The organism is Candidatus Protofrankia datiscae (genome assembly GCF_000177615.2).
GTDB classification, from domain to species: Bacteria; Actinomycetota; Actinomycetes; order Frankiales; family Frankiaceae; genus Protofrankia; species Protofrankia coriariae.
This window is the reverse complement of sequence record NC_015656.1, coordinates 1,554,347-1,573,946: the sequence shown is the minus strand read 5'-3', so window position 1 is coordinate 1,573,946 and position 19,600 is coordinate 1,554,347. Positions and strand designations below refer to the sequence as shown.

The 19,600-nt window shown below is 72.0% G+C and carries 11 protein-coding genes; 4 read left to right on the top strand and 7 right to left on the bottom strand.

Annotated elements, in window-relative coordinates; translation table 11 throughout:
• Positions 1 to 70: 70 nt before the first annotated feature.
• Positions 71 to 1,180, bottom strand: coding sequence for a hypothetical protein (locus tag FSYMDG_RS06535; RefSeq protein ID WP_131772283.1), 1,110 nt, complete (start codon positions 1,178 to 1,180; stop codon positions 71 to 73).
• Positions 1,181 to 1,546: 366 nt separating this feature from the next.
• Between FSYMDG_RS06535 and FSYMDG_RS06530 the strand changes: the two genes are divergently transcribed.
• A complete protein-coding gene (locus FSYMDG_RS06530; protein WP_043605174.1) occupies positions 1,547 to 3,610 on the top strand; it encodes a protein kinase domain-containing protein in 2,064 nt (687 codons plus the stop codon).
• A 306-nt stretch (positions 3,611 to 3,916) separates the two neighbouring features.
• On the opposite strand, the gene FSYMDG_RS06525 is transcribed toward FSYMDG_RS06530, so the two are convergent.
• From FSYMDG_RS06525 to FSYMDG_RS06505, 4 genes are all read right to left on the bottom strand, one after another.
• Positions 3,917 to 6,364, bottom strand: a complete 2,448-nt coding sequence (locus FSYMDG_RS06525) for an FHA domain-containing protein (protein WP_013872790.1) — start codon at positions 6,362 to 6,364, stop codon at positions 3,917 to 3,919.
• 717 nt (positions 6,365 to 7,081) lie between these two features.
• Entirely contained in the window at positions 7,082 to 8,212 is a 1,131-nt protein-coding gene (locus tag FSYMDG_RS29395) for an LmeA family phospholipid-binding protein (RefSeq protein WP_043605171.1), read from the bottom strand.
• Positions 8,213 to 8,261: 49 nt separating this feature from the next.
• A complete protein-coding gene (locus FSYMDG_RS06510; protein ID WP_013872788.1) occupies positions 8,262 to 8,993 on the bottom strand; it encodes an SDR family NAD(P)-dependent oxidoreductase in 732 nt (243 codons plus the stop codon).
• Positions 8,994 to 9,145: 152 nt separating this feature from the next.
• Entirely contained in the window at positions 9,146 to 10,885 is a 1,740-nt protein-coding gene (locus FSYMDG_RS06505; protein WP_013872787.1) for an FAD-binding oxidoreductase, read from the bottom strand.
• Positions 10,886 to 10,893: 8 nt separating this feature from the next.
• On the opposite strand from FSYMDG_RS06505, the gene FSYMDG_RS06500 reads away from it, so the two are divergent.
• On the top strand, positions 10,894 to 12,606 hold the full coding sequence (locus tag FSYMDG_RS06500) for a glycerol-3-phosphate dehydrogenase/oxidase (protein ID WP_013872786.1): 1,713 nt from the start codon (positions 10,894 to 10,896) through the stop codon (positions 12,604 to 12,606).
• A gap of 200 nt (positions 12,607 to 12,806) precedes the next feature.
• Here FSYMDG_RS06500 and FSYMDG_RS06495 read toward each other — a convergent pair whose 3' ends face one another.
• Positions 12,807 to 13,964, bottom strand: coding sequence for an acyl-CoA dehydrogenase family protein (locus tag FSYMDG_RS06495; RefSeq protein ID WP_013872785.1), 1,158 nt, complete (start codon positions 13,962 to 13,964; stop codon positions 12,807 to 12,809).
• Between the two features lie 10 nt (positions 13,965 to 13,974).
• Positions 13,975 to 15,144: an acyl-CoA dehydrogenase family protein gene (locus tag FSYMDG_RS06490; protein ID WP_013872784.1), complete on the bottom strand. Its 1,170-nt coding sequence runs from the start codon at positions 15,142 to 15,144 to the stop codon at positions 13,975 to 13,977.
• A 281-nt stretch (positions 15,145 to 15,425) separates the two neighbouring features.
• Between FSYMDG_RS06490 and FSYMDG_RS06485 the strand changes: the two genes are divergently transcribed.
• Together FSYMDG_RS06485 and FSYMDG_RS06480 are read left to right on the top strand one after the other, a co-directional pair.
• Positions 15,426 to 17,165 (top strand): glycerol-3-phosphate dehydrogenase/oxidase, encoded by a 1,740-nt coding sequence (locus FSYMDG_RS06485; protein WP_013872783.1) that lies wholly within the window; start codon positions 15,426 to 15,428, stop codon positions 17,163 to 17,165.
• A 968-nt stretch (positions 17,166 to 18,133) separates the two neighbouring features.
• Complete coding sequence (locus tag FSYMDG_RS06480; protein WP_013872782.1) at positions 18,134 to 19,447, top strand: hypothetical protein; 1,314 nt, start codon at positions 18,134 to 18,136, stop codon at positions 19,445 to 19,447.
• The last annotated feature ends 153 nt before the right edge of the window (positions 19,448 to 19,600 follow it).

Here is a 19,600-nt window from a genome sequence, read left to right as displayed (position 1 = left end):
GGGCCCCGCAGACGTCAGGCCCCGGCCCGCAGGCCCGCAGGGCCCACCTGAAGGACGTCGGAGCCCGGCTTCAGGGCGTCAGACCCGCGGCGCTGACGTAGGCAAGGCTGAACTGGGAGTCGGCGCGGCTGCCGTCGGGGTCGAAGCAGACGACCTTCGTCCGCACGTCCCCGACCGCCCCGGTCGGTGGCGACGTCCATTCCGCGATCGCGCAGCGGCGGGTCGGCTCGCCGTACGGCGTGACCTGGACGTGCTCCGGCGCCCGGCCGACGCCGGGATAGGCGATCTCGTAGACCCCGGTCTCGACGTGACGGATCGTGTTCGTCCGCTTCGCGCTGTTGGCGGAGTAGCGGGGCCACACGTCGACGGTCCGCCCCAGCGGCGGCTGCAGGATCCGCCCGGTCCCGGCCTCCTCCAGCCCGGTGAAGGAATGCCCGAACGCCGCGTTCTCCACCGGGATCACCGTGTGCTGGTTGCCGTACACGACGACGAACGGCGAGTCCGTCCACGTCTGCCCGTTCGCGCACCCGACGAAGATGGTCTGGCGGTCCTCGTGCACCTCCCGGCCGAGCGCGCTGCATCCCACCGTCGTGGAACCGACCGAGTTGACCTGGAGGTTGTTGCCGGTGCGGGCGTAGAGCTTGCCGATCAGGTCGATCGAGTAGTGGCCGATGCCACGCCAGTTGATCTCGATGGTGCCGGGGCCGGCGAAACTGTAGCTGTTGTCCGGACGGATCTGCTGCTGGCTTGGCGCGTCGTCCCGGAAATAGGCATACGGCTCGCTGGGCGTCGGGCGATGGGACGCCGGCGCGAACGTGAACAGCGCGGTGAACCGGGAGTCGACATAGGCCCCGGTGAGCGACCGGCAGGCCAGGGTGACCTGCTCGTCCGGGCCGGACGGCGCCCAGTCCTCGGCATGGCAGTGCACCGGCGCGTCACCGACCGCGGTCACCACCGCCGCGCCCCGCCCGGCGGGCACCCCGATACCCGGGAAGATCGCGCTGTAACGGCCCGTCCCACGGCGGATCACCGTCGCCTTCGCCTGCCTGGTGTCCGCGGCCGACTGCCAGCTACCGGCCTGGACCTCGGCCGCGGGCGTCCGCGGGGCGCCGATGGTGGGAGCGGCCTCGTCCGAGCGCAGAAAACCCCACACCGGCGTGGTGGGGTCCGCGGTCGGCACGGACGCGGGCCGGCTGCTGGCGGAACCACCCGGTGAATCCGAACTGCCGCAGCCCACCGCTACCATTGAGGCAAGGGCCGTCACTCCAACCAACACACGGACAGCCAGCGGAAACAATCGTCGCGGCTGCGGCATACGGGCAGCATGCCATGCCCTCTGAAAGGGGAAAGCCGGGAGTCAGTGATACGACCGGCGGAGTAGTTTTGGATGGGCCGGCCGGGGACGACCACGGCTTTCACCGGATACCCGCGGGCATCGGGGGAAGCCGGTCCGGATGCCGGCGCCGCCGACTGTTGTGAACGAGCCGTGAACGAAACGCCCCGGGCACGCCCCGGGATACAACCCGCTGTGGGGGTGGATCAGACGATGACGCCGCCGGATGCGGCCACGGACGTACAGACCACCGCGCTGGGCCCGGACGATCCCGTCCAGCTCGGCTCCTACACCCTGCTGGGCAAGCTCGGTGAGGGCGGGATGGGGACCGTCTACCTCGGGCGCTCCGAGACCGGCCGGCTGGTGGCCATCAAGGTGATCCGCGCGGACGTGGCCGGTGACGCCGAGTTCCGGTCCCGGTTCCGGCTGGAGGCCGAGACGGCCCGCCGGGTCGCCCGGGTGTGCACCGCCGAGGTGCTCGACGCCGCGCCCGACGCCGCGCGGCCCTACCTGGTCACCGAGTTCATCGAGGGCAGGACGCTGGCGAGGTTCGTCACCGAGAGCGGCCCGCTGTCGGCGGCGAACCTCGAGCAGCTCGCGGTCGGCGTGGCCGCGGCCCTGACCGCGATCCACAGCGCCGGCATCGTGCACCGCGACCTCAAGCCGTCCAACGTGGTGCTCTCCCCCTTCGGGCCGCGCGTGATCGACTTCGGGATCGCGCGGGCACTGGACTCGGCGAGCAACCTCACCGGCAACCTCCAGCAGCTCGGCACCCCCGCGTTCATGGCGCCCGAGCAGATCCAGGGCGAGACGATCACCCCGGCCGTCGACATCTTCTCCTGGGGTGGGCTGGTCACCTTCGCCGCGACCGGCCGTTACCCCTTCGGCGACGCGTCCGCGCAGGTCCTGCTCTACCGCGCGGTCAACGAGGCGCCCCGCCTGGACGGGCTGGACCCGCCGCTGCGCGAGATCGTCGCGGACGCGATGGCCAAGTCGCCCTCGGCCCGGCCGACCGCCCAGCAGCTCATGCTGCGCCTGCTCGGCGAACCATCGTCGGTGGCGGAGATCGACCCCGAGGCGACGGTCATCCAGGTGCTCGACGGCTGGAAGTTACCCACCGCCGACGGCACTGGCAGCACCGGCGGTGCCGGTGGCGACGGCACCACGGTGGCCGCCGGCCGGGAGCAGCGGCCGGCGGCCACCGTGCGCGGCAGCGGCCGGGCGCCACGCAGCGCCCGGCGGATGGCGCTGGTGGCCGCCGGTGCCGCCGTCGCGGTGCTGGCGACGGTCGGCGGGGTGCTGGCTCTGGCCTCCGGCGGCTCGGGAGCGGACGGTGAGGGGGTGAAGGTCGTCGACATCCTGCCGAAGTCCGACGTCGGCCTCGACGACGACACCCTGGTCTACTCCAGCGAGCAGGAGGGCAGGCGGGCGATCTACAGCCTGCGGGTCGGCCCGGACGGCCGGCCGGGGCAGCCCCAGCGGCTGACCGTCGACGACACGAAGCCGGCCGCGCTCCCGGTGATCGTCGGGCCGCAGCGCAAGACCGTCCTCTACACGGTGATCGACTCCTCCCCCAGCCTGGTCGCGATCGCCGCGGACGGCAGCGGCGCGCCGATGCCGCTGTTCACCTCCGGGCCGGCGGCGGAGCTCGTGATCGCGCCGGACGCCCGGGCGTCGGTCGACCCGACCGGGAGGTTCGTCGTCATCAGAGCTGTACGCGGCCCGAACGACGGCCTGACCGGGCTCTACGTCGCCGCCGTCGACGGCTCCAGCGTCCGCCGGCTGAACGTGCCGGCCGGCGCCACCGACCCGTCCTGGTCACCGACGGGCGACCGGATCGTGTTCTTCGTCGGCTCGGGCGGCGTCGACGGCGGCGCGCTGTTCACCATCGACGCCGACCCGGCCGCCGCCGGCGCGAAACCCGTCCAGCTCACCCCGGGCACGGAGGGTTTCGACGCGGATCCGACCTGGTCACCGGACGGTAAGAAGGTCGCCTTCCGTCGCGCTTTCGACCCGAACCTGGCCGAGACGGACGTCTTCGTCATGGACGCGAGCCCGGGCGCCACCCCGCTGCGGCTGACCGAGGCCCCCGGCCGGGACCAGGACCCCACGTTCGTGGCCGGGGACGGCAAACTGATCGCCTTCACCAGCCAGCGTGACGGCCCCACCAACCGCGAGATCTACGTGACGAGCGCGACCGCCCCTGACGATGCCAACGCCCGCAAGCTGACCTCGTTCCGAGGGGACGACGCGACCCCGCGCTGGACCTCCGGCTGATCTCCCGGCGCCGGGACGGAAGCATCTCGGCGGGGCGAGGCGAGGCGGCCGTGGCTTTCTCGGCTCGGACGGCACGGGTACGGTCCGGGCCGGCCGCTTCGGCCCAGGCTGTCCGGACGCGGACGGCACAAGGGGCCACCCACGCGGCGGCCGCGCGGCATGTGAGCTCGGCTCGGCCGGCACGAGCTCACGTCCTTCGGTCTGCCTGCCGCGCGGAGCGAATCCGGCCCGTACACAGCACGAGGTCCGGGCAGCTCCGGCCTGGAAGCTGCCCGGACCTCAGTCAGGACGGTGACGGGTGGACGGTCAGGACGACGACGGCTTGCGCTTGGCCGTCTTCGGGTCCATCCGGCGGATCAGGATGGCGGTGATGATGACACAGATCACGCCGATCGCCACGCCCCCGGCGATGTCGACGGCATACGCCTGCGCGGTGTGGTCGAAGAACGGGTCGTCGACGACCTTGCTGTTGAGCAGCTTGCCGTCGGGACGCAGCTGGCCGGCCAGGCTGATCCGGTTGAGGTCACCGACCGAGGACAGCGCCGCGTAGCCCCAGCGGGCCGGCGCGATCAGGCTGACCTGCTCCAGGCCGGGCTTGCTGTGCACCGGCAGGATGCCACCGCTGAACACCAGCTGCGCCATGGTGAGCAGAACGAGCAGCGGCATGGTCTTGTCCGCGTTGTCGACCAGGGCGGAGATGAGCAGCCCGAGCATGGCCGACGACAGCGACACCACGATCACCGCGAGCAGGCACTCGACCAGGGGATTGCCCAGCACGAGCGCTTCGTCGGGCTCCCGACCGAGCAGGCCGATCAGGGTGAACGGGATCGCCTGCAACGTCGTGATCAGGGCCAGTACGAGGATCTTCGAGCCGATGTAGGCGGTCCGGGACAGCCCGATCGCCCGTTCCCGCCGGTAGATGGCCCGTTCCTTGACGATCTCCCGGACGGAGTTCGCCATGCCCATGAAGCAGGCGCACAGCACCATCACCAGCAGGATCGTGCCGGCGTCCGAGTTCGGTGAGCCGTCCTCGGGCAGGCCGAACCCGCCGGGGATGGCCCGTGGGATGAGCCCGAGCAGGAACGGGAAGGCGATGATCAGCCGTAGGTAGGATCTGTCGGAGGCAACAACGGAAAGTGTTCGCCGGCTTAATGTGACGAGCTGGGAGAGCACCGACTGCTGGCGGATGCTCGGCAGGTCCTCCGGCGCCGGCCGGGCCGACGGCGCGGTGATCGACGCGGGGACGTAGTAGCGCGACTGGCGGAACCGGTCCGCCGACTCCGCGCCGGGGGTGGCCTCCAGCATCAGGAAGACGTCCGGGTAGTCCCTCTTGTTGAAGAAGGACAGGGCGTCGCGCGGCGGGCCGAAGTAGGCGACGTACCCGCCAGGGGCCAGCACCAGGACGTAGTCGCAGAGGTCCAGCTGGGCGACGCTGTGAGTGACCACGACGACCGTGCGCCCGTCATCGGCCAGCTTGCGCAGCGACTCCATGACGTTCTTGTCCATGCCCGGGTCGAGGCCGGAGGTGGGCTCGTCCAGGTAGAGCAGGGTCGGCTTGGTCAACAGCTCCAGGGCGACGCTGGTGCGCTTGCGCTGGCCGCCGGAAAGCCTGGACACCTGGGTGTCGGCGTGCTGGGTCAGGCCGAGCTCGGCGAGGACCTCGTCCACCCGGGCGCCGCGCTCCTGCTTGGTGGTGTCCGGCGGGAAACGCAGCTCGGCGCCGTACTCCAGGGCACGGCGGACGCTGAGCGTGGTGTGAAGCAGGTCCTCCTGGGGGACGTAACCGATGCGGCGGCGCAGCTCGTCGTACTCGGAGTACATGTCCCGACCGGCGTAACGCACCGTGCCCTTGTCCGCGGGGCGGAAACCGGTGAGGGCGTTGAGCAGGGTGGACTTGCCCGCGCCACTGGGTCCGACCACCGCCAGCAGTGCCCGGCCGGGCAGCCGGAAGGTCATGTCGTGCATGAGCTGCTTCTGGCCAGCCCACACGTTCAGGCCGTCGGCCTCGAAGCTGACGTCCCCGGAGTCGACGTACTCGACGAGTTCGTCCTCGACGCGCTGGAAGACGTGGTGACCGACAGCGATGACCGCGCCCTGCGGCACCGGCTCGCGGATGATGCGCTTGCCGTTGACGAACGTCCCGTTGGCCGACTCGAGGTCGGCGATCTCCACATCCCCGCCGGGGCCCAGGTAGATCTCGGCGTGCTGCCGGGAGGCCAGCAGGTCGCCCACGACGATGTCGTTGTCCCGGGAACGGCCGATGGACATCCGGCCCGGGCGCAGCCGGTAGGAGGTCTGGCGCTCGTGCTCACGCTCAAGATCGTGGCTGCTCGTCTCGGCCTGGTTGCCCGCCGGCTGCCGAGGCAGCTGCGGGCCGGGCTCGTAGCTGACGGAGCCACGCAGCATCGTCGGCATCTCGAAGTGCGAGTCCTGGTAACGCGGGGGGTCGGCGTAGCCGACGGGAACCTCCAGCAGGACGACGACCTCCGGCCCGGTCGGGGTACCGAGCCGGAACCGGACCTCGCCGTTGACGTCGACGCTCTGTACCCGCTGACCGTCGAGCCAGGTTCCGTTCGAGCTGATGTCCCGGACAGCCCAGCCCGCGCCGACCGGCTCGATCAGCAGGTGCCGGCGGGAGACCCGGCTGTCCGGCATCACGAAATCGGCCGTGCGCGCGCGGCCGACAACGAACGGCTGACCAGCAGGCACGGTGGCCACGTTGGCACCGCTGACGACTCTCAGGGTCGTCTGCACGTGTTTCCCCCTTCGGCGACCCAGGAACGGTGACCTCCGGCAGCACGCGAAAGGCGTGTTCGCGTCGCCATCGGCTCTCTGGGGCGGGACACAGGCCGGATGTCCCGCCGGACTGACTTCGACATGAATCTTCCGATCTTGCTGGTCGTCGGATCGTAGCGCCGCCCACCTACCTCGATCGACGATGGGTGTGCCAATCACCACGGACTGGACGCAGAGGAGCAGACTGCGTGTGGCCAGTCATGTCCGTAGACGGCCGGCTGCCGGTGTGACGATATCCAGTACCGGCCGAGGATGACGCGCGGGCTATCCCACGTCCGTCAACTGTCGTCGATTCGACGTCGCGACAGAGGACCAAAGAAAAAGATCTTGCTTTTCGCGTGCCACCGGTGGGTCACATATTCTTAGCTACCAAGAGTATGCAAACGGCGACCGAAATCCGTGGCCGAACGGTACAGCGAAGGATCACGACGAGCCGGCACAGCCGGCGGCCGACAGCGGATCCGGCAGCCGCGCACGGACATCGGCCACCAGACTCTTCCAGCTTCCGGCCGCCTTCAGCCGTGCCGGTCCGACGGACCCGGCCCCGGGCCGGCCGCCGCGCGGGGCGCTACCAGGCCGGCGGCAGGTTACGCCATGATCCGCCACGGTGAATACCATCCGTTATGAGGACTCGGTCCGCTACGCGGGCGACATCCGTTATGAGAATGCCGTCCGTTACGACGCTGACGTGGGTTCCGCGGCGGGAAGGACCACGTTTGTCGCCGTCGCGGTGACCGAGATACCGTTCTTGCCGGTGGCGGCCTTCTCGATCTGCAGGTTGAACGGCAGGTTGCTGATCGGCAGCGGGATCCCCGGCAGCGCGACGCCCGGCAGCCGGAAACCGAGGATCTCGGTGGGTATCAGGGTCAGCGTGTTGTCCTGGACCCCGAAACGGGTCGTTCCGCTCAGCTCCTGGGTACCGAGGATCCCGGTGTCGATCTCGCCGGATATGCGCACCTCCCGGCCGTCGTCGACCGGGGTGATCTTCACGTCCTGCGTTGCCAGATAGGCGTTGAGATCGTCATAGGTGATCTGCACGTCCGCGGTCACCTTGTCGACCGGCACGTCCTTGACCTGGTCACGGATGGCGTCCCAGAACGGCACGTGGACGCCCTGCAGCCGGGCCTTCACCTCGGTGATCCGCGGGCCGGGCGTGGGAATGTCGGTGACCGTCACCCGCAGGTCGTCGTACTTGCCGAAGAGGACCTGGGTGAGGAAGGGGAAGCCGCCGATCGAGACGTCGGTGACCCTGGCCGGTCTGACCCCGGGGTCGGTGCTGCTCTGCGCCACGGACGCCTCCGCCTTCGCCTTCATCTGGCTCTCGGCGATCGGCACCGCCGCGCGGTCGGCCACGACCAGCAGGATGATCAGCGCGACCAGTGTGATGATCGGCCATCTCCGCCGCCGGCGACGGGCTACCGGGCCCGGCGTCACATCGGTGGGCGCGAGCGGGGGCTGGCCTCCATACGGTGGACCTCCATACTGCGCCCCTCCATACTGCGCACCCGTGTACGGCGGGCTCCCGTACGGCGAGCCCTCTGGCGGCGGGAGCGCGCTGGTCGGCGGTATCGGTGCGGCCGGCGTGCCAGGCTGCGCCGGCGAACCGGGCGGCGCGTCCGGCCCGGGCCACCCGGGCTGGGCAGCCGGACGGAACGAGTCGGCGGGCGGCGGCGGACTGACCGGGCCGACGCGGGCCCGCTGCGTCTGGGCACCGGCGCCGGCAGCGGCGGCGGACGGTGGGAGGCGCCGGGTCGATTCCTCGGGGTCGCTACCCACGTCCGGGTCGTTGTCGTGTCCAGTGCTCACGGTCAGGATGGTCGCATGGATGGCGGATCCTGGCACGACATGGGTCAGATCACCCGGGGAAATGCCCGTCCCCGAACAGGTGCGGCGCCCGCTCGGTGACGCTGGGCGGGCCCAGCCGGAAGACCGATCCGCGGGCAGCGGTGTAGGCGTTCCAGAAGTGCTCGGCCACCACGTCCGGGGAGAGCCGGCCGTCGGGGGCCACCCGGGCGTCGAGCACCACGGTCCGTAGCCGGATACCGCGGGTACGCAGCACCGGCGCCAACGACGTCCCGAGCGCGAGCAGCCCGGCCTTGCCGATCGCGAGGGCGAACCGGCCGGCGGCCGGCTCGGTTCTCGGCCCGGCCGCGGTCAGCAGCACACACGCTCCGGGACGCTCGGCCAGCAGCGCCACCGCGGCCTGGACGACGGTCAGCGCCCCGGTGACGTTGACCGCGAGGGTCTGGTTGACCGTGTCCGCCGACACCGACAGCGCGGTGCCCCGGATACTCAGCTTGGCGTTGTAGACCACGGCGGTCAGGCCACCGAGCTCGTCGGCGAGCTTGTCCAGCGCCGTGGCCACCGCCCCCGGCGCGGTGACGTCCGCGACCTCACCACTGACGGTGATCTGATCCCGGGCGAGGTCGGCCGTCACCCGGTGGACCGTGTCGGCCGACCGGGCGATCACCCCGAGCCCGAAGCCCTCCCGGGCGAACCGGCGCAGAAGTTGGACGCCGAACGCCTGCCCCGGCCCGACAATGACAAGCGCCCGCTCCCGGCGCGGGTCGGCGCGCTCCTGCTGCATGCGCCCATAGTGGCCCAGTGGGCCGTGAGCTCATAACGGCCCAGCGGGCCGCATGTCCGTAGCGGTGCCTGCAGCGGCCCGGAGAGCTTGCGGCCGGTAGCGGCCCAGGGGCCGCGTACCGGGTCCGTGGCGACCCCGCCGGGCCGGCCGGCTCAGGTGGCCCGAGGGACGAGGACACCAGGGTTGAGGATGCCGTCCGGGTCGAGGGTGTGCTTCACCGCGCGCAGCACCGCCACCCCGAGATCACCGATCTCCGCGGTGAGCCAGGGCTGGTGGTCGACGCCGACGGCGTGATGGTGGGTGATCGTCCCGCCGGTCTCGACGATCGCGCGCGAGGCGGCGGCCTTCACCCTGCGCCACCGTGCCACCGGGTCGTCACGGCCTGGGCACACGACGGTGAAGTACAGCGAGGCACCGGTCGGGTAGACGTGTGAGACATGGCACATGACCAGGCCGGGTGCTCCCCCGGCGGCGGCTTCGCCCGCCCCCGCGCCGGCCGGTCCGGCAGCTGCCTCGCCAGCCGGCCCGGCGGTCGCCCCCGCGGGCGGGCCGGCGGCCTGCCGCACCGTCTGGCCCGCGGCCTGTTCCGCGGTCAGGGCGGCGACGAGGGTGTCGCGTACCCGGGTGTAAAGGCCCGGCAGGGCCGACCAGAACCCGGCCGTCTCCAGTGTCTCGGCGAACATGCCGGCGTCCAGCAGGGCGTCCCGCAGGTACGGGCCGTGGAAGCGGCCGCGCACCCACTGCGTGCCGGCCTCGGCTCCCAGCGGGACCCCGCCGGCCGCGCCCAGCACCTCGGCGACCGCGGCCTGGCGCGCGGCGACCCAGTCGGCCTCGCCCTCGTAGCCGGCGATCAGACGGCAGCCGCCCGCGTCGGCGCCGATGCCACCGCCGGCGAGCCCGGCGGCCGTCTCGGTCTCGTCCGACAGGCGCGCGACCGTGGGAAGCAGATCCCGCTGCGCCAGTTCGCGCAGCGCCGCCGTCCCCGCGGCAAAGCCAGCCAGCCGCCATCCCTCGTAGTGGGTCGCCGCGGGCAGCGGCCGGACCCGCAGCCGCAGCTGCGTGATCACCCCGAAGGCCCCTTCGGAGCCGAGCGCGAGCTGCCGCAGGTCGGGCCCGGCCGCGGACGCCGGGGCGCGGCCGAGCTCCCAGGTGCCGGCCGGGGTGGCGATCCGCAGGCCGACGACCAGGCTGTCGAAGCGGCCATAGCCCGCGGACGCCTGGCCGCTGGAGCGGGTCGCGGCGAACCCGCCGACGCTGGCGTACTCCCACGACTGTGGACGGTGACCAAGGGTGAAGCCGTGTGCGGCAAGGGCGGCCTCCAGGGCCGGGCCGCGCAGACCAGGCTCACAGGTGACGACCTGTGACTCAGCGTCGACGGCCGTGAGCCGGTCCAGCCGCGCCAGGTCGAGCGCGACGACGCCGGCGAACCCGCCCCGGGCCGGGGCCAGACCGCCGACCACCGACGTCCCGCCGCCGAAGGGCACCACCGCCAGCCGCAGCCGGGCGCACACCCGCAGCACGGCGAGCACCTCGTCATGGCCCGCCGGCAGGACGACGGCGTCGGGGGCGTCGAGGGCGTCGCCGGCCCGCAGGCGCAGCAGGTCGGCGGTGGACCGGCCCCGGCAGCGCCGGACGCGGCTGCCGGCGTCCACCCGTACCCACGCCGGCCCGACCACACCGGCCAGCGCCTCACTCGCTTCGACGGACAGTGACGATGCCGGCAGGTGCAGCTCGTCCAGCCCTACCGGTGGAGTGTCCTGGCGGGCGACCGCGAAAGCCGCCTCCAGCAGGGAACGGATGTCCTCGGCCAGGGGTGTGTGCGCGTCGGGGGCGCCCCAGCCCCACCAGACCGTCCCGCTACGGTTCGTTGTCGAAGCTGTCACCACATACACTGTGACAGATGTCGTCACAGCGCCATCGTGACAACCACCATGACACGCTGGACGCGCCACCCCGCCGACGATCCGCCGCCGGCCGGACAGCGACGCCAAGCCGGCTTCCCCCGCCTTCGCACCAGGCCACCGCATCGCACCAGGCCACCGCGCCGCGCCGGCCGACCGCCCGGCCGGCGTCCTCGACGGCGTCGTTGAACCGGCGGCAACGCGAGCGGGACCTCGCCGAGCTCGCCGACGGCGCCGTGGTCGACGTGCTGGTGATCGGCGGCGGGGTGACCGGCGCCGGAGTGGCGCTGGACGCGGCCAGCCGCGGGCTGTCCGTGGCCCTGGTGGAAGCTCACGACCTCGCCTTCGGCACCAGCCGCTGGAGCTCCAAGCTCGTCCACGGCGGGCTGCGTTACCTCGCTAGCGGCGACCTCGCGCTGGCCCACGAAAGCGCCCGGGAACGGGCCGTCCTGCTGGGTACCACAGCGCCCCACCTGGTCCGGCCGCTGCCGATGCTGCTCCCGCTGGCGGCCGGCTTCCCCATCAGCACAGCCCTTGCCGCCAACGCCGGCCTGCGCGTCGCCGACATCCTCCGCCGCGCCGCCGGCACCCCGCGGACGGTGCTGCCCGGGCCACGGCGGCTGACCGCTGTCGAGGCCCGGCACATGGTGCCGGCCCTGCGCGCCCCCGGGCTGCGCGGCGGGCTGCTGACCTGGGACGGCCAGCTCGTCGACGACGCGCGGCTGGTCGTGGCGATCGCCCGGACCGCGGCCCGGCACGGCACGCGCGTCATCACCCGCTGCCGGGTGCGGGAAGCCGACGGCAGCGGCGCCACCGCCGTCGACACCGTGAGCAACTCACCGGTGATACTTAGATCACGTAGTGTGGTGAACGCCACCGGTGTGTGGGCCGGCGACCTGTGCGCCGACGCGCGCCTGCGCCCCAGCCGCGGCACCCACCTCGTGGTGGCGGGCAGCGCCCTGGACGGCCTGCGGACGGCGATCATCATCCCGGTGCCCGGTGAGCGCAACCGGTACGTGTTCGCGCTGCCCCAGCCGGGCGGCCACGTCTACGTCGGGATCACCGACGAGCCGGTCGACACGGTCGTCGACGTGCCGGTGCCGACCGCCGCCGAGCTGGACTTCCTGCTCGGCGTGCTGTCGAGCGTGCTCACGGTGCCGGTCGGCCGGGCCGACGTCCTGGGCGCCTTCGCCGGGCTGCGGCCGCTGCTGGCGAGCGCGGCCGGGCGCACCGCGGACCTGTCCCGGCGCCACGCGGTGATCACCTCGTCCGACGGCATGGTCACCGTCGTCGGGGGCAAGCTCACCACCTACCGGCGGATGGCCGCCGACGCCGTGGACACGCTGGTCCGCGCCGGCGGTCTGGACGCCGGGCCGTGCCGTACTCGGCGGTTGCCGCTGGTCGGCGCGGCCAGCTGGTCACAGCTCGCCACCGTGGACGCCCCGCCCAGGCTCGTCGCCCGCTACGGCGCCGAGGCGCCCGCGGTGGTCGCGGGCACCCACGGCGACCCCGGGCTTCTTCTGCCGCTGTGTGACGGCGTCGAGGTGACCGGCGCGGAGCTGCTGTTCGCCCTGCGCCACGAGGGCGCCCTGGACGCCGACGACCTGCTCGACCGCCGTACCCGCATCGGCCTGGTGCCGGCCGACCGCCAGGCCGCGCTCCCCGCTGCCGAGGCCCTCGTCCGCCAGACCCTCACCATGATCGACACCTGACGCGCCCGGCGCACCCGGCGCACCAGCCACACCGGCACCAGGCAATATCAACAATCATCGGCTGCCGGAAAAGATCGCCGGTAGTTTGTCGTTGTGTACGCCCAGAGGACCGAAAAGCGTACCGAACGACACAGCCACATGGATCATGAAACGGTCGCCCGCCCCCGCACCGGCACGGTGCGTGGTTCGATGCTGTGTGATCACGAAGTCGGCTCGGGCGACGCGACAGGCGGGGCCGGGGCAGGCCGGGCCGAGGTACCGATGGTGAGGGACGCAATGCGTTCCCGATGATGGTCGGGGTCGCCGTAACTGTAGATCTCGCGTTTGGCCCGCTTGTAGAAGAAGTGGGCCTCGTGCTCCCAGGTGTAGCCGATCCCGCCGTGATACTGGATCATCGTCCCGGTCACCTCCCGGGCGGCGTCACCGGCTTTGCTCTTGGCCACGGCGGCCGCGAGCCGGCGGTCGGCGAGCCCGGTGTCGAGCGCGTGCGCCGCGTACAGCACCGCGTGTTCGGCCATGGTCACAGCCAGGTGCAGGTCGGCGAGATGGTGCTTGAGCGCCTGGAAGGAGCCGACCGGCCGGCCGAACTGCACCCGGTCACGGTCGTAGGCGACGGTGCGCCCGAGCGCCTGACGGGCGAGGCCGACCAGGTCGGCCGCGGTGAGCAGGGCGGCCCGGTCCAGCAGTTCGGTGAGGACGGCGGCCGACGACTCCGGCAGCCGCCGCGCGTCCACCCCGTCGAGGGTCAGCGACGCCGCGCGCACGGTGCCGTCGTAGCTGTCCAGCCCGTCGACGGTGACGCCCGGTGAACGCGGATCCACCAGGTACAGCCCGGTCTGCCCGGACGGCTCGGTGGCGGCCACGACGACGGTCCGCGCGACCTCGGCGTATTCGACGGGCAGCGCGGTTCCGGTGAGCCGGCCCGCCGCGTCGGCGGTGACCCGCACACCCGTCGGGTCGTACCGGCCGGCGGGGCCGCGCAGCGCCACCGTGGCCACCAGGTCGCCGGTGGCAATCCGGGGCAGCAGGGCGCGCCGCTGCTCCGGCGAGCCGGCGAGGCGGATGGCCTCCCCGGCGAGCACGGTGGGCAGCCACGGCCCGGGGACGACGCCCGCGCCGAAGGCCCGGGCGACCACCTGGGCGTCCACCAGGCCGAGGCCGAGCCCGTCGTGCTCCGGCGGGACGAGCACGGCCAGCCAGCCCTGCTCCCCGGCGGTCTTCCACAGTTCGGCGGGATGGCCGTCGCCGCCGGTGTCCTCGAAGACCGCCCGGACGGCCGTCAGGTCGAACCTGTCCGCCAGGTAGTCGCGGACGGTGTCGCCGAGCGCCCGTTGCTCCTCGGTCAGCGCGAAGTACATGCCCGGGACGCTATCGGGGCAGGCCGAGGACACGCTCGGCGACGATGTTGCGTTGCACCTGGGACGATCCACCCCAAATGGTAACCGAACGTGACCACATCGCCTCGCGGTGCATGGCACGCAGGTCCGTGTCGGGATCCGGCCGGGCCAGGGTGGCCTCCGGGCCGAGCAGGTCGTCGAAGGTCTCCCACAGCTGCTGGTGTGTCTGCGACCACTGGAGCTTGGTCAGCGACGACCCGGCGCCGAGCTCCTCCCCCTGCTCGACCTGGGTGAGCACGTGCATGGCGTGGTAGCGCAGGCACTCGAGGTCGACGATCCGCTGGGCCAGCCGCTGGCGCAGGACGGGATCGTCGAGCCGGCCGGGGGGAGCCGCCGCCACGATCTCGTCGAACTGGCGGCGGAAGGCGGTGTACTGGGCCAGGCCGGAGGCACCGCGCTCGAACGACAGCAGCAGCATCGCCGTGGCCCAGCCGTTGCCGACCCCGCCGAGGCAGTCGGTCACCTTCACCCGGGCGTCGGTGAAGAAGACCTCGCCGAACTCGCTCACCCCGCTCATCTGGCGCAGCGGCCGGGCCTCGACCCCGTCCTGGCGCATGTCGACGAGCAGCATGGACAGGCCGTGGTGCCGCTGCGATCCGGGTTCGGTCCGGACGAGCATGAAGATCTTGTCCCCGTGCGCGGCGTTGGTCGTCCAGACCTTCTGGCCGGTGACGACGAACTCGTCGCCGTCGAGCACGCCGGTGGTGCGCAGGGCCGCGAGGTCCGAGCCCGCGCCGGGCTCGGAGAAGCCCTGGCACCAGATGACGTCGTTGCGCAGCAGCAGCGGGATGATCTCCCGCTTCTGCTCGTCGGTCCCGACCGCCATGACGGTGGGCACCAGGAAGGTCAGGCCGATCTGGTTGACCGAGTGGGGCACCCGGGCCCGCGCGCTCTCCTCGTCGTGGATCGCCTGCATGCCCGGCGTCCCGCCGCGGCCGCCGTACTCCCGCGGCAGGGAGATGCCGGCGAAGCCGGCGCTGTGACGCAGCCGCTCCCAGTTCCTGCGCAGCTCGAACGCGTCGGCCTCGGGGACGCCGGCCCAGAACGACGGCGACCGCCACCGCGGCGGGACGTTGTCGGCGAGCCAGGCCCGCAGCTGGGCGCGGAAGCGCTCCTCGTCGGGGGTGAAGCTGAGGTCCATCGGACGGCCTCCCACGAGGCGCGGAAGCCGACAGGGAGAGCCGTCGGCGGCGGACACCGGGCGAAGAGCACGGTAGGAAGAACACAGTAGACAGTAGGTGGTCCAGGTCAGCGCCAGTACCGATGGCGTGGACCACGGCGCCGGCCCGGAGCGCAGGCAATCGATTACCGTATGAAAATGATCACTGTGAGCAAGCTACCATGCGGGCCTCGTTCGCGGCAGGCACGATGTGACCTGTCCGCGCCAGCTCTGGCCGCCACGCTCCGGGGACGGGGAACACGATGATCGCTCCGGCACGGCTGAATCCCACCACCCGTGGTGACGCCCTGATCCAGATGGAATCCGACGTCGTCGACGTCGTCGTCATCGGCGGGGGCGTCACCGGCGCAGGTGTCGCGCTCGACGCGGCCACCCGTGGGCTGTCCGTGGCGCTGGTCGAGGCGCGCGACCTCGCGGCCGGCACGTCCAGCCGGTCCAGCAAGCTGATCCACGGCGGTCTGCGCTACCTCGAACAGCTCAACATCGCGCTCGTCAGTGAGGCGCTGCGGGAGCGGGCGCTGCTGCTGGACACGCTCTGCCCGCACCTCGTCCGCCCGGTCCCGTTCCTGTTCCCGCTGACCCACCGGGGATGGGAACGCGCCTACGTCGGCACTGGGATGGTGCTCTACGACACCCTCGGCGGTGCCCGCCGGGCGGTGCCGCGCCATCGCCACCTGACCAGGCGGGCGGCGCTGCGCGCCGTCCCCGCGCTGCGCCCGGACGCCCTGGTGGGCGCGATCCAGTACTGGGACGCCCAGGTCGACGACGCCCGGCACACGATGTTCGTTGCCCGGACCGCCGCCCACTACGGTGCGCTGATCGCCACCAGCGCCCGGGTGACGGGCCTGCTGCGCGAGGGCGACCGGGTCGCCGGGGTGCGGGTCCACGACCTCGAGGGCGGCGGGCAGATCGACGTCCGCGCCCGGCAGACCATCAACGCCGCGGGGGTGTGGACCGACGACATCCAGGCGATGGCCGGCGGGCGCGGCCAACTGTCGGTGCGGCCCTCCAAGGGCATCCACCTGCTGGTGCCCCGGGACCGGATCCACGCCACCACCGGGCTGATCCTGCGCACCGAGAGCAGCGTGCTGTTCGTGATCCCCTGGGGCAGCCACTGGATCGTCGGGACGACCGACACGGACTGGAACCTCGACCTCGCCCACCCGGCGGCCAGCAGCGCCGACATCGACTACCTGCTCACCCACGTCAACCAGGTGCTGCGCACGCCGCTGACCACCGACGACATCACCGGTGTCTATGCGGGGCTGCGGCCGCTGCTGTCCGGCGAGTCGGAGGACTCCTCCCAGCTGTCCCGGGAGCACGCGGTGGTCTCACCGCTGCCCGGCCTGACCATGGTCGCAGGCGGGAAGTACACCACGTACCGGGTGATGGCCCGGGACGCGGTCGACGCGGTGGCACACGGGCTGAACCGCAGCGTGCCGCCCTCCTGCACCGACCGGGTTCCCCTGCTCGGCGCCGACGGCTACCCGGCGCTGTGGAACGCGCGGGAGGCGCTGGCCCGCTCCGCGGGGATCCACGTGGCCCGGGTCGAGCACCTGCTGACCCGCTACGGCACCCTCACCCAGGAGGTCCTGGCGCTCGTCCGGCAGCGGCCCGAGCTCGCCCGACCGGTGCGCGGGGCCGACACCTACCTGGCGGCGGAGGCCGTGTACGCCGCCTCCCACGAGGGGGCGCTGCACCTCGACGACGTGCTCACCCGCCGCACCCGGATCTCGATCGAGACCTGGGACCGCGGGTTGGAGGCCGCCGCGGACGTCGCCGAACTCGTCGCGCCCGAGCTGGGTTGGGACCGGCAGACCATCGACGTCGAGATCGGGCACTACCAGGCGCGGGTGGCGGCCGAGCGGGAGTCCCAGCAGCAGGCCGACGACCAGACCGCCGACGCGGCCCGCCTGGGCGCGCCGGACGTCCGGACCGGCGGGCGCTCCCTGCTCGGGCGGTCCGAGCCGGCGCACTCCTGACGCTCGTCCTTCTCCGCCGTGATGCTCCCTGCTCGGGCGGTCCGAACCGGCCCTCGGCCGAGGCCTGTGACCCGCCACGAGCCGGGCGGAGCCCGGGCCCGGGCCCGGGCAGGGGCCAGGTGGGGGCCAGGTGGGGCAAGAGCGCCGATGCGGTACGGATGAGGTGCACAAGCCATCCGGAAAATCGCATGTGAAACGCCTGGGAAACATCTCAGAAATGACGTTCGCGACTTGCTGTCAACCACACGACACTGCGACTACCAGCAGATATCGGAGCATTACTCCATGCTGTTTGCGCAGGTCGGAGGGGTGATCTGACACGGTGTCGACAGAATAAAAACAAACGAAAAACATCGCAAAAACCGTACTCAGAAACAGGGCTGAACGGCTGCGGAATCATTCTTTGAGAAGAATCGACGACGCCGGCCGGAAGCTGAAAAAATGATTTCGCCCGGACGAACTGGGCGTAACATGTAACCACACCACCACCGGGTGACGCCTCCCAGTGGGGATGCCCACTGGTCATACGTGGCATAAGTGGTAGGTTCCATGGGTAGTGGGACCCTGTGCTCGCAGAACACCGGATCGGCTCGTGGCGTCTGTTCGTTCTGGAGGTCCGCCTATATCCGTACGCTCTTGCCCCCGGCCAACGGGCGGGCGAACAACCTGGCCACCGCCGGGCCCGCCACCGTCCAGTGGCCGCTTATAACACAGCCACCGGGATTGCCGGCACGGGGTAGGTGCGCGACCCTGGATTCGCCAGGCCGACCAACATCCCGATCCCACGCCGACCAGAACGAGCCGCAGGATTCCCGGAGCCGTTCCGGATCCTTCGTCCGATCAACGGACCAGACGCGAAGATCTGAAACCCGCTCCCCCCGGAGAAGGGCAGCAACCCCGTAAAGGGACGCTGTATTCGCACGGCTACGATTGACAGTAGTTCCGTACGGAGACGGGAGAGACCCGCCGTGACAACGCAGGCACACCCAGGATGGGATCCGGGCGGACTCCGCCGACGGCCTGAAACTGCCGGCCGTACCCGGAACCCCGTCGACGCCCGGAACACCGCCGGCCACCCCGACACCGCCGGCCACCGGCAGCCTGATCACCGGCCGGTCAGCCAGCAGCCCGCCGGCCAGCCGGTCCACGAGCAGATCGCACCCGCGAACACCGGCCTGGACCTGCTGTGGACGCACGACGGGCTCACCCGCGAACTCATGGCGATGACCCGTGCCAGGCGCCCCCACCGCTTCCTGCCCGTCTCCGGGCCGTCCCTGGACTCCGCCGCGCAACGGTGGCTGGCGGCACGCACGCACCACGAGGGCGTCGTACCCACCGGCCAACTCGTCGACGACCCGCTCGTGTGCGGTTTCGAGGACCGGGTCGACGCCCTGCGGCGGATGAGCGACGTCCTCGGCGGCAACGACGTGTACGCCCTGTCCCGCACCGAACTTTCGATCACCGTCCGCCTGCTGCGGGTCGGAACCCACAGCGACGCCCACCAGGCCCGGCTCTACGCGGTCGCGGCGGAGCTGGCCCGGCTGGCCGGGTGGGCGATGTACGACATCGGCCAGTACGGCACGGCCCAGCGCTGCTGGCTGATCGCGCTGCGCGCCGCCCACGAGGCGAACGCGCCCGCTCTCGGCGCCAACATCCTGCGCTGCATGGCCGAGCAGGTCACCTGGTACGGGCAGCCCGCGGACGCGGTCAGCCTGCTGCACCGCGCCCAGGCCGGGGCACGCTACCTGCTCAGCGCGATCGAGCGGGCCGTGATCGCGGCCGACCTGGCCGTCGCGCACAGCCGCGCGGGCAGCAGCGAGGACGCCGCCGCCGAGACCGAACTCGCCTACACGTTGATCGACAAGGTCCGCCCCGAGGACAGCCCGCCCTACATGTACTGGGCCCGCCGCAAGGACGTCGCGTTCTCGGCCGGGGAGGCACTGCTGTCCAGCGGCAGCCCCGAGGCGGCCATACCGCACTTCGAGGCCGCCCTCGACGATCTCGACGAGCTCGACGAGGAGGTCCCCCGCGACCGCGTCGAGTTCCTCACCAGGCTGGGGATCGCCAACATCCGCACCGGCGACGCCGACCGGGCCGTCGCCCTGGGTCACCAGGCCGTCTCCTGCGCCACGATGATCGACTCTGGCATGACGCGCCGGGACATCGCCCGCCTGTGCCAGGAACTCGAACAGGCCGGGGCGACCGCGCAGACGGCCGGCCTGGTCGACCACGTCCGCGACGCGCTCGGCCCGGCCGGCCTGTCATCTCCCACCCTGTCCTGAGCCCCACCCTGTCCTGAGCCCACTGCCGCAGGCCGCTCCGCCGCGTCCCGCATGACCCCACGCCCCGTCCCGCGCGGCCTCCTGACAGCCCGACCACCCCGCGCACCGGTAGCCGGTCGTCCCGCACGTTCTTCCAACTTCCTGCCGTATGCC

Coding starts and splice junctions, on each gene's coding strand:
- FSYMDG_RS06530 (WP_043605174.1), top strand. CDS start 1,547: ATGACGCCGCCGGATGCGGCCACGGACGTACAGACCACCGCGCTGGGC.
- FSYMDG_RS06510 (WP_013872788.1), bottom strand. CDS start 8,993: ATGCAGCAGGAGCGCGCCGACCCGCGCCGGGAGCGGGCGCTTGTCATT.
- FSYMDG_RS06500 (WP_013872786.1), top strand. CDS start 10,894: ATGTCGTCACAGCGCCATCGTGACAACCACCATGACACGCTGGACGCG.
- FSYMDG_RS06495 (WP_013872785.1), bottom strand. CDS start 13,964: ATGTACTTCGCGCTGACCGAGGAGCAACGGGCGCTCGGCGACACCGTC.
- FSYMDG_RS06490 (WP_013872784.1), bottom strand. CDS start 15,144: ATGGACCTCAGCTTCACCCCCGACGAGGAGCGCTTCCGCGCCCAGCTG.
- FSYMDG_RS06485 (WP_013872783.1), top strand. CDS start 15,426: ATGATCGCTCCGGCACGGCTGAATCCCACCACCCGTGGTGACGCCCTG.